This window comes from Microcystis sp. M53603_WE2 (assembly GCF_030065435.1).
This window is the reverse complement of sequence record NZ_JASJFF010000088.1, coordinates 1-8960: the sequence shown is the minus strand read 5'-3', so window position 1 is coordinate 8960 and position 8960 is coordinate 1. Positions and strand designations below refer to the sequence as shown.

Genomic DNA, 8960 nt, shown 5'->3' with positions numbered 1-8960 from the left:
CGGAGGCGACCATCAATGCACAGTTGCATTTATTTGTCAAGAGTTTAGGGAAAATTTGTTGCAAAAATTCATTACTTAGGGGTTCGTTCAGGTGGGGAGTATCGAGACAAGCTAACAGGGTTTGACCGCAAAAATACCCCCAATGTAGCCGAGAATTGCCGATCATCAAACCTATCCAGTCAGTATCTTGCTCAGTCATTTATTTAGTGGGAAGTGGGAAGTGGGGAGTGGGAAGTGGGGAAGTGGGGTGATGGGGAGAATAAATAAAAATAATCTCCTGACGACCGGCTCCTGACTCCTGACTACTGACTGCTGTTGATCAACGTAATTACCGTCACTTCGGGGGGACAAAAAAGACGACCGGGAAAATAGGTTCCTAAGCCTCGATTGACATATAATTGATTTTCCCCGACTCGGTGAAATCCCTCGGACCATTGCCAGTATCGGACTACTCTGCTAAACTGCCGGTGAAAGGGAACCCATTGACAATATGGTTCCGGCAGCGATCGCCTAAGTTTCTCTAAAACTATCGGTAGGGAACCCATACCCGGGATAGTCACTTGGCCTCCGTGGGTATGACCGGATAACTGCAAATCCACGCGCCAATCCCTTAAAACCATGGCTGTATCGGGATTGTGGGAAAGGACAAGTCTGGGTATATCGGGAGCAATTTGCTCAAGGATTTGCGGTAAAAATTCCCCGGACCAATAATCGGCCAATCCGACGATGGGAAAATTTTCGCCGTAGGGTGTGGCGATTTCATTCCAGAGTACCCGAATTCCCACGCTAGTTAAGGCTGATCTGACGGTTTCCCTTGCGTGGGGAGGATAACTGTCATGATTTCCTAAACAAGCATAAATACCCCCTTGACTTTCGAGAGCTTTTATGCTATCAACTAGGGCAAAAATTGGCCTGGGACTATCGGTAATAAAGTCCCCCGTCAGGAAGATGAGATCGGGTTTTTCCTGATTAGTAATGGCGATCGCTTCTTGCAGGACAGCTAAAGGCAAATGCTGTGCATCGCAGTGCAGATCTGACCACTGCACCAACTTGATCCCTTGCAGAGCTGCTGGTAGGCCAGCAATTGCGATCGTTAATCTTTCTACCTGTAAGGATTCTAACCAAAAGGGTCGCATCGGTGAGCCGTTGTCGGTGAGTAGTTACCGAAAAATTGGGTGTGTCAACAGTCTATCAATTCCCGATGGGGTTGTTGGGGGATGCTTCCGCAAACATCCCTCTTTTGACCATTAGCCTGGAAATTTACTGATAATTCTTTCCATAGCGGCCTCGACGTTGGCACGACTATTAAAAGCCGACAGCCGGAAATAACCCTCTCCGGCGGCCCCAAAGCCAGATCCGGGGGTCCCCACCACATTGCAGGTATGTAGCAGTTTATCGAAGAAATCCCAACTCGATAGACCTTGGGGCGTTTTTACCCAAACGTAGGGCGCATTTACGCCGCCATGGACTTCTAAACCGGCAGCGGTTAATTTTTCTCGGATAATTGTTGCATTTTGTAAATAAAACTTGACAAGTTCTTCTACTTGTGCTTGTCCTTCCGGGGAATAAACCGCCTCGGCCCCCCGTTGGACAATGTAGGAAACGCCGTTAAATTTGGTCGATTGCCGACGATTCCACAGTTTCCAGAGTTGCACATCCGTCCCGTCGGCCGCTTTGGCCGTGAGACTTTGGGGAACCACGGTTAAAGCGCAACGGGTCCCGGTAAAACCGGCATTTTTAGAAAAAGAGCGAAATTCGATCGCACATTGCCGCGCCCCCTCGATTTCGTAGATGGAATGGGGTAAACTGGCATCGGTGATAAAGGCCTCGTAGGCCGCATCAAAAAAGATAATCGATCCGTTAGCCCTAGCATAATTAACCCAAGCTGTCAAGTGTTCTTTGGTAGCCGTGGCCCCGGTGGGATTGTTGGGAAAACAGAGATAGATTAAATCGACTTTTTCCGCCGGAATCTGGGCAGTAAAGTTATTTTCGGCGGTAATTGGCAGATAAATCAAGCCCTCGTATTCGCCGCGGTCGTTGGCCTCTCCCGTGTGTCCGGCCATAACATTAGTATCAACGTAAACGGGATATACTGGGTCAGTAACAGCGATCGAGTTATTATCTCCAAAAATATCGAGAATATTGCCCGTATCGCACTTAGAACCGTCGGAAATAAAGATTTCATCGGCACTTATCTCACAACCGCGAGCCTGAAAATCATTGACGGCGATTTTCTCCCTGAACCAAGCATAACCCTGTTCGGGCCCGTAACCCTTAAAGCTAGAGCGATCGCCCATTTCCTCCACCGCTTTGATCATTGCCTCGCGACAAGCTAGGGGCAAAGGTTCGGTGACATCCCCAATCCCCAGACGGATAATATTAGCATCGGGATTGGCTGCCGCAAAAGCTTGGACTCGTCGGGCAATTTCTGGGAAAAGATAACCCGCTTTTAGTTTTAAGTAATTACTGTTAATGGTTGCCATAATTATTATTCTCGTTTCAGTCGCAACCTTTAATTCTATAATAGTCGGTCATCAGCCGTCAGTTTCGATCGCCCTCCTTCACGGACTGGGAGTGAGTGTAGGCGGTTGTCTTTCGATATACAATCAGAGAAAAACCTCTTAATAACTGACATTAGTATGGGTGAATCAAAACGTCGTCAATCGGCCCTGGGTGATAAGTATGGACAGGAAGAAAACATCCTGCCTTGGCTACCGATTACCAAAAGTCAAGCATCCCAAGCTTACAAGTTAACCACTAGGGGTGCCTGGATTGGTATAGGAGTTTTAGCTGGGGTTTGGGTAGTTATTCGCTTTGTCGGGCCGGCCTTCGGTTGGTGGAATGTCCAATAACTGGTTAAAGCTGCATCAGTTATCAGTTATCAGTTATCAGTTATCAGTTATCAGTAAAAAACTCCCCACCAGAAAATTAATTTTATTGGTTTGCCAAGATCTGGTCATCGATCGCCAAGTCTATTTCTTGCTGATCGCGACCGGCAGCGAGATAATCATTCTGGAAGGAGTCTGTTAAACCACTGACGAGATCATATTCAGGCTGCCAGTTTAACTCCCGGGTGGCCTTATTAATATCAGCGTAAAAATGTTGAACCCGCAGGGGGAAAGGTTTCTTTTTGCCGAAGTCAAATTTTTTGGGGTTATAGTTAACAATCTCGATTTCCTCGGCATTTTTCCCCATGGCTGCCGCGCAAGCTTTTGCTAAACCGTTAAAAGTTACATAGCGATCGCCAGAAATATTATACACTTGACCGATAGCCTGAGAATTACCCAATACTGCGGCCATGGCTCGGGCCAGATCGACAACGTGACCAAATTGGGTAAAATGTTCCCCATGACCGGGTATAGGAATAGGACGATTACGAACCAAACGGTCAAAAAACCAAGCTTCTAGGTCATTATAGTTACCCGGTCCGTAGATATAAACCGGACGGATAGAAGTCCAGGGTAAACCCATCTCGCTTAAATAGTTTTCTGTCTCGTGTTTTCCCTTGTGGCGACTTTTGGGATCTAGTTTATCCCCTTCTTTATGGGGCATTTGGTCGGATTTTAGATAAACCCCCGCCGAGCTAACATAGACAAAATGCCCGATTCTTTCCCTAAAAATCTGGACGAGGGGCTGAGTATCACTTAATTCTCTGCCATTATTATCGAAAATTGCCTCAAAACTTTCATTTTTAAGCTTTTCTTTCAGTTGCGCTGGATCAGTGCGATCGCCGTGAATCTGTCGTACTCCAGCAACCGGAGCGGGTTTATTGCCACGATTGAATAATACTACCTCATGACCCTGTTCTACTAACACTTTAGTCAAAGAAACACCGATAAATCGGGTTCCACCCATAATTAAAATTTTCATAGTCGCCATTGTCAATATCAAGGTTATATTATCCCTCGATCGGTGCAGTTTAAAAACTGTGCTTTTTAGGTTTGTGTCATCAATCCAGTCTTTTGGGGGGTTCTACCCCCCAAACCCCCCGTTGGGGACGCAAGCGCCGTCCCCAAACCCCTCGCGCATTAGCTTTTCGGTGGGATGCTTACACGCGGCTGTTCATACATTTGTAGCAGTTTAAGAGTGACTGATAATTGCTGATTATCGGTATTTCCGAAAATGTGAGATGCACCCAAACCGAGCGACTTTTAATGCAAGTTTTAAGTAAGCGCCAATTCAGACTTAAATTGTTGGCGAAGTTTCGGTAAAATAAAGGTAATTAGTCAACAGAGTAGGTCAAAATTATGACTTTAGCCAAGGTAAAAAATCCTTATGATCAAGATTTTGCTTTGTGGATAGAGAAGACGGTCAAACAATTAAAATCTGGGGATTTATCTCAAGTTGATTTAGAGAATTTGATCGAGGAGGTGGAATCTTTGGGAAGACGAGATAAAAGAGAACTTAAAAACCGTTTAATTACATTATTTGAACACGGTTTAAAACGGCGTTATCTTCATTTTTACAACTGTTATCGAGGTTGGAAAGTAACAATTAAACGCTGTCAATCTAAGTTAAAAGATATCCTGAAAGATTCCCCTAGTTTATGCAGTTTTTTAACCGATATTTATGATGATTGTTATCAGGAAGCGGTGGAGAATATGCGAATTGAATACGATGTTAGTTTTCCCGATGTTTGTCCTTTTTCTAAGGATATTGATGGCTTATTAAATCATAAGTTTTGGGAAAGTTAAACTCTGATAATAAATCCGTTGAGTAGAGGCACTCTTGCAATAGGGGGAATAAATAATCAGTCTTTAATAACCAGACTTAGTGTGATTTTCAAGAAATTAATTTAAGTTTAACAAGGAGAAAAATGATGACTTTAGCCAAGGTAAAAAATCTTTATAATCAAGATTTTGCTTTGTGGATAGAAGCAACCGTCAAACAATTAAAATCTGGGGATTTATCTCAAGTTGATTTAGAGAATTTGATCGAGGAGGTGGAATCTTTGGGGAAAAGTCAACGCAAAGCGGTCGATAATTTTTTAACTCGTTTATTAGAACATTTATTAAAACGTTGTTATGTGGTTCTTCCCGATTGTTATCGGGGGTGGGAAATTGAAATTAGAAATTTTCGCAAGGAGTTGAAGAAGGAATTTAAGTATTCTCCTAGTTTGAAAAGGTTTATGATAGAGATTTTAGAAGAATGTTATCGAGAAGCTTTAGAAGCGGTGAAAGAGGATTATCCGGACTCTAATTTTCCCGATGTTTGTCCCTTTGCTGAGGATATTGATGGTTTATTAAATCATAAGTTTTGGGAGTATGAAAAATAGGTCACACCCTAATCTTTTGGGGGAATTGCCATCACTTGATTATTATTAATCACCAATTTACCGCCCAATTTTTCGATATTTTCCTTAGCTAACCTGCGGGTTTCTTCATCTTTGCTATTTATCCAGACTAACATCCAAGCACCGACTCTAGGAGCGCGACTATCGGGATTAGTTTCTAAAAATTTTACTGTTCCCCTAGCGGATTTTTCGATAAATTCATTACCAGCAATTTTCGCCCAATCGGCGGCCATTTGATAGGATTTTTTCGCCGCGGGAATATCACCTAAAAATAATAGTTCATCCACTCCTTTATATAACCAAATAAAATAGGCATCGGTAACATCAGGAGTGAGTTTTGATAAACCTTTATTCATAATCTCAATCGTTCTTTCGGGTTTACCGGCATTCAGGGAAGAAGCGACAGACATCATCAAATAGGCGCGGACAAATTTGGGGTCATTTTTGGTGACAATTTCCATAAAATCGGGACTTAAACCGTAACCAGTTTCCCTACGAGCATCCCCATCGCCATAGTATTGTATAAACTGCAACATTGACCAATTGGCTAACATATTGTCAAAGCCAAAAGCTGGTATATTTTTTAATAACTCAACCTGAGCATTTTCTAGGCGAGACTCTTGACGATAATTTCTATCTAATAACTTTTCTTTGGTCAAGGTTTTCACCTTTTCCTGTTGCATTTCCACAATAGCCATGATTAGTCCACCGATGACGGCGACTAAACCCAGAGTTTTAAGTAAGGATAGATTGAGAGATTTTTTTGCGCCTACCATAGCTTTAAATAAAAGTCAATAATCAGTAACGTAAGTAGCTGGTTTTAATTAAATTAAAACATGGATTTTAGGTTCGATCCCCCCTGCCCCCCTTGATAAGGGGGGTGCCGATAGGCGGGGGGATCTCCCCTTTATCCCCCCTGCCCCCCTTGATAAGGGGGGTGCCGATAGGCGGGGGGATCTTCCCTTTATCCCCCCTGCCCCCCTTGATAAGGGGGGTGCCGATAGGCGGGGGGATCTCCCCTTTATCCCCCCTTAATAAGTAGGGTTAATTCATGAATCAACCGCGATGGTAGGGTTAATTCATGAATTAACCCTACGATGAATTAACCTACAAATCACGCCCTTCATAATTATAACCATTTACTTATCAACAAAAATAAAAGATTTTTGGGGTTATTTTAATTAATTTTAATGCCATCAACACAATCAAGCTCGCCGGCGGAATTACTGGTAGAAACATTATCTTCCAAAGGAGTTTCATCCTCACAAACAATACCAGTATAGGCCCCGGCTGCCGTTTGTCCAGCCGCTCCAGCATAATTTTTAATATCGTCATCAAATTCAGGCACTGCATCCAATTCATAGGCGGCTCCAAAAGCATTGGGAGGTCCTACTTCGCTGATATTATAGGATTTTAGGGAAATAGTGGCAGCTTCCAGAGCTAGTTCAGATAAAGTAGCAAAAGTCCCTTTTTCATAACGATAACCCTGTTGGGCGCGATTGATCAATCCCAGTGCTGCGCGAGCTTCTGCTTGCCTACCTTTGGCGATTTGTCCTAAGAGACTCGGTAAACTGATGGCAGCGAGAACCCCCAATAAAATCACCACTACTAACAATTCTATTAAAGTAAAACCCCTCGCTTTTTTTCCCTGTGATTTGATTGCTGAAAAAAGAAGGTATTTCATAGTTAGGCCCTGGCAATATTGACTATATTTTGGGTGTTGGGGTGTTGGGGTGGTCACTGCGTGCGCGTTGCGGGGGGTGTTGGGGTGTTGGGGTGTTGGGGTGTTGGGGTGTTGGGGTGTTGGGGTGTTGGGGTGTTGGGGTTTTAGTTGAAATTCCCCCACTTCCCCCACTTCCCCACTTCCCCATTCCCCCACTTCCCCACTTCCCCACTTCCCCACTTCCCCACTTCCCCCACTTCCCCCACTTCCCGAAAAAAATCAAAAGCGCAAGGTTTCAAAGAGAACATTTCCCTGCCACCTTCCGCTAGAGTATCAATTTTTGGTTGTTATGCCAGAAAGCCTTTAAGCAATCTGGGAAGAATATCTACTGCAATTTGTTACCAGAAGTGCAGGTAGTAGCATTTGTTGCTGCTAATGCTGAAGTAGTAGGCGCAGCTGCTTCACAGATGATTGCACTGAAAGCACCAGAGGTGCTTTGATTTACTGCAGCAGAGTAGTCGCGAATATCGTTATTGTAGGTGGAGATAGCGTTAGCATTATTTACAGAACTGGTGGTAGTAGGAGTAACAGAATCGGGGTAATCGTAGTATTGAGCTTGTATAGATACGGGCAACACGTTGGCAGTCCCAGTGGAGAATGTTCCAAAAGTACCAGTTTCTAAGCGGTAAGCCTGTTGAGCGCGGTTAATGGTACCGAGGTTGTTGCGAGCTTCCGCTTGTCTGCCTTTAGCTACCTGATTGAGGAGGTTGGGGAGAGCGATGGCGGCGAGTACACCGATGATGATAACGACAACTAGGAGTTCGATGAGGGTGAAACCTTTGTTACCGTTCTTTTTGTTGAGAGCTTGGATGAGTTTGAATTTGAAGGTGGAGTTCATGGGTATATCCTTTGGTAAGTGTTTTTTGTTCTCTATGAACAACTTACCCACCTGTTTCAGAAAACCTATCACCCTTGGAAAAATTTTTTTTGGGGAAGTGGGGGAGGCTGTTTCTAGAAGCCACTTCTAGGGATTGGGGAAAAAACCGAAAAGTTTAGCGCCACCTCCCAAGACAGCAACCACCAAAGCTATCAAAATCCCCCGGTTGGTAAATTCCTGATAACCAACCCGTACCGTTAACCCCTCGATTTTCTCGTCTAATACTTTAATATCGCCTTTTAACTCTGCTTTGAGTTCGGCCTGTCCGATTTCTACTTTGGTTAGCCGGTCCTCTACCTTGTCAAATCTCTCATTCATCCGTTTTTCCAGAGAGTCGATTTTACTCTCAATTCTGGTTAGGACAGCTTCTAGGGAATAAGTTACAGTTTCGTTAGACATATTTGCTATACTCCTATAGATTTTCGGGTTTTTGATAGCCATTTATTATAATCCTAAGGGCTGTAACCGTTTCTAGGGGACAGTTCTAGGGATTGGGGAAAAAACCAAAAAGTTTAGCAGCACCTCCCAAGACAGCAACCACCAAAGCTATCAGAATCCCCCGGTTGGTAAATTCCTGATAAGCAACCCGTACCGTTAATCCCTCGATTTTCTCGTCTAATACTTTAATATCGCCTTTTAAATCAGCTTGGCCTATCTCCAGTTTCGTCAACCGGTCCTCCACCTTGTCAAATCTCTCATCTACCTTGTCAAATCTCTCATCCATCCGTTTTTCAAGGGAGTCGATTTTCTCATCCATCCGTTTTTCAAGGGAGTCGATTTTCTCATCCATCCGTTTTTCAAGGGAGTCGATTTTACTCTCAATCCTGGTCAGGACGGACTCTAGGGAATAGGTGACGGTTTCGTTAGACATTTTGCTATACTCCTATAGATTTTTGAGTTTTTGATAGCCATTTATTAGAATCCTAAAGGCTGTAACCTTTTCTAGGAGCCACTTTTAGGGATTGGGGAAAAAACCAAAAAGTTTAGCGGCACCTCCCAAGACAGCAACCACCAAAGCTATCAGAATCCCCCGGTTGGTGAACTCCTGATAAGCAACCCGTACCGTT

General features: G+C 43.9%; 11 protein-coding genes and 2 pseudogenes. 3 read left to right on the top strand and 10 right to left on the bottom strand.

The window, feature by feature from the left end:
• From PX481_RS02140 to PX481_RS02130, 3 genes and pseudogenes are all read right to left on the bottom strand, one after another.
• A pseudogene (locus PX481_RS02140) lies at positions 1–199 on the bottom strand (pantothenate kinase); the annotation flags it as partial.
• A 103-nt stretch (positions 200–302) separates the two neighbouring features.
• Positions 303–1136: a metallophosphoesterase gene (locus PX481_RS02135; RefSeq protein ID WP_288093466.1), complete on the bottom strand. Its 834-nt coding sequence runs from the start codon at positions 1134–1136 to the stop codon at positions 303–305.
• 111 nt (positions 1137–1247) lie between these two features.
• The gene (locus PX481_RS02130; RefSeq protein ID WP_288093464.1) at positions 1248–2483 is read right to left on the bottom strand and encodes an LL-diaminopimelate aminotransferase; all 1236 of its coding nucleotides are present in this window, start codon (positions 2481–2483) and stop codon (positions 1248–1250) included.
• 156 nt (positions 2484–2639) lie between these two features.
• On the opposite strand from PX481_RS02130, the gene PX481_RS02125 reads away from it, so the two are divergent.
• Positions 2640–2852: a DUF2839 domain-containing protein gene (locus PX481_RS02125; protein WP_002759416.1), complete on the top strand. Its 213-nt coding sequence runs from the start codon at positions 2640–2642 to the stop codon at positions 2850–2852.
• 82 nt (positions 2853–2934) lie between these two features.
• Here PX481_RS02125 and PX481_RS02120 read toward each other — a convergent pair whose 3' ends face one another.
• Positions 2935–3870, bottom strand: a complete 936-nt coding sequence (locus PX481_RS02120; RefSeq protein ID WP_288093462.1) for an NAD-dependent epimerase/dehydratase family protein — start codon at positions 3868–3870, stop codon at positions 2935–2937.
• Positions 3871–4247: 377 nt separating this feature from the next.
• On the opposite strand from PX481_RS02120, the gene PX481_RS02115 reads away from it, so the two are divergent.
• Positions 4248–4694, top strand: coding sequence for a DUF29 domain-containing protein (locus PX481_RS02115; RefSeq protein ID WP_288093460.1), 447 nt, complete (start codon positions 4248–4250; stop codon positions 4692–4694).
• Positions 4695–4819: 125 nt separating this feature from the next.
• Entirely contained in the window at positions 4820–5275 is a 456-nt protein-coding gene (locus tag PX481_RS02110) for a DUF29 domain-containing protein (RefSeq protein WP_288026886.1), read from the top strand.
• An 8-nt stretch (positions 5276–5283) separates the two neighbouring features.
• Here PX481_RS02110 and PX481_RS02105 read toward each other — a convergent pair whose 3' ends face one another.
• From PX481_RS02105 to PX481_RS02080, 6 genes and pseudogenes are all read right to left on the bottom strand, one after another.
• A complete protein-coding gene (locus tag PX481_RS02105) occupies positions 5284–6069 on the bottom strand; it encodes a hypothetical protein (protein ID WP_288093459.1) in 786 nt (261 codons plus the stop codon).
• A gap of 401 nt (positions 6070–6470) precedes the next feature.
• A complete protein-coding gene (locus PX481_RS02100) occupies positions 6471–7196 on the bottom strand; it encodes a type IV pilin-like G/H family protein (protein WP_288093458.1) in 726 nt (241 codons plus the stop codon).
• Between the two features lie 145 nt (positions 7197–7341).
• A complete protein-coding gene (locus PX481_RS02095) occupies positions 7342–7854 on the bottom strand; it encodes a type IV pilin protein (protein WP_288093456.1) in 513 nt (170 codons plus the stop codon).
• A 126-nt stretch (positions 7855–7980) separates the two neighbouring features.
• Positions 7981–8292, bottom strand: a complete 312-nt coding sequence (locus tag PX481_RS02090; RefSeq protein ID WP_288093454.1) for a DUF4164 family protein — start codon at positions 8290–8292, stop codon at positions 7981–7983.
• 85 nt (positions 8293–8377) lie between these two features.
• Positions 8378–8764 carry a DUF4164 domain-containing protein gene (locus PX481_RS02085; RefSeq protein ID WP_288093452.1) on the bottom strand — a complete coding sequence of 129 codons (387 nt, stop codon included), beginning with the start codon at positions 8762–8764 and terminating at the stop codon, positions 8378–8380.
• Between the two features lie 84 nt (positions 8765–8848).
• Positions 8849–8960: pseudogene (locus PX481_RS02080) on the bottom strand (DUF4164 domain-containing protein); the annotation flags it as partial.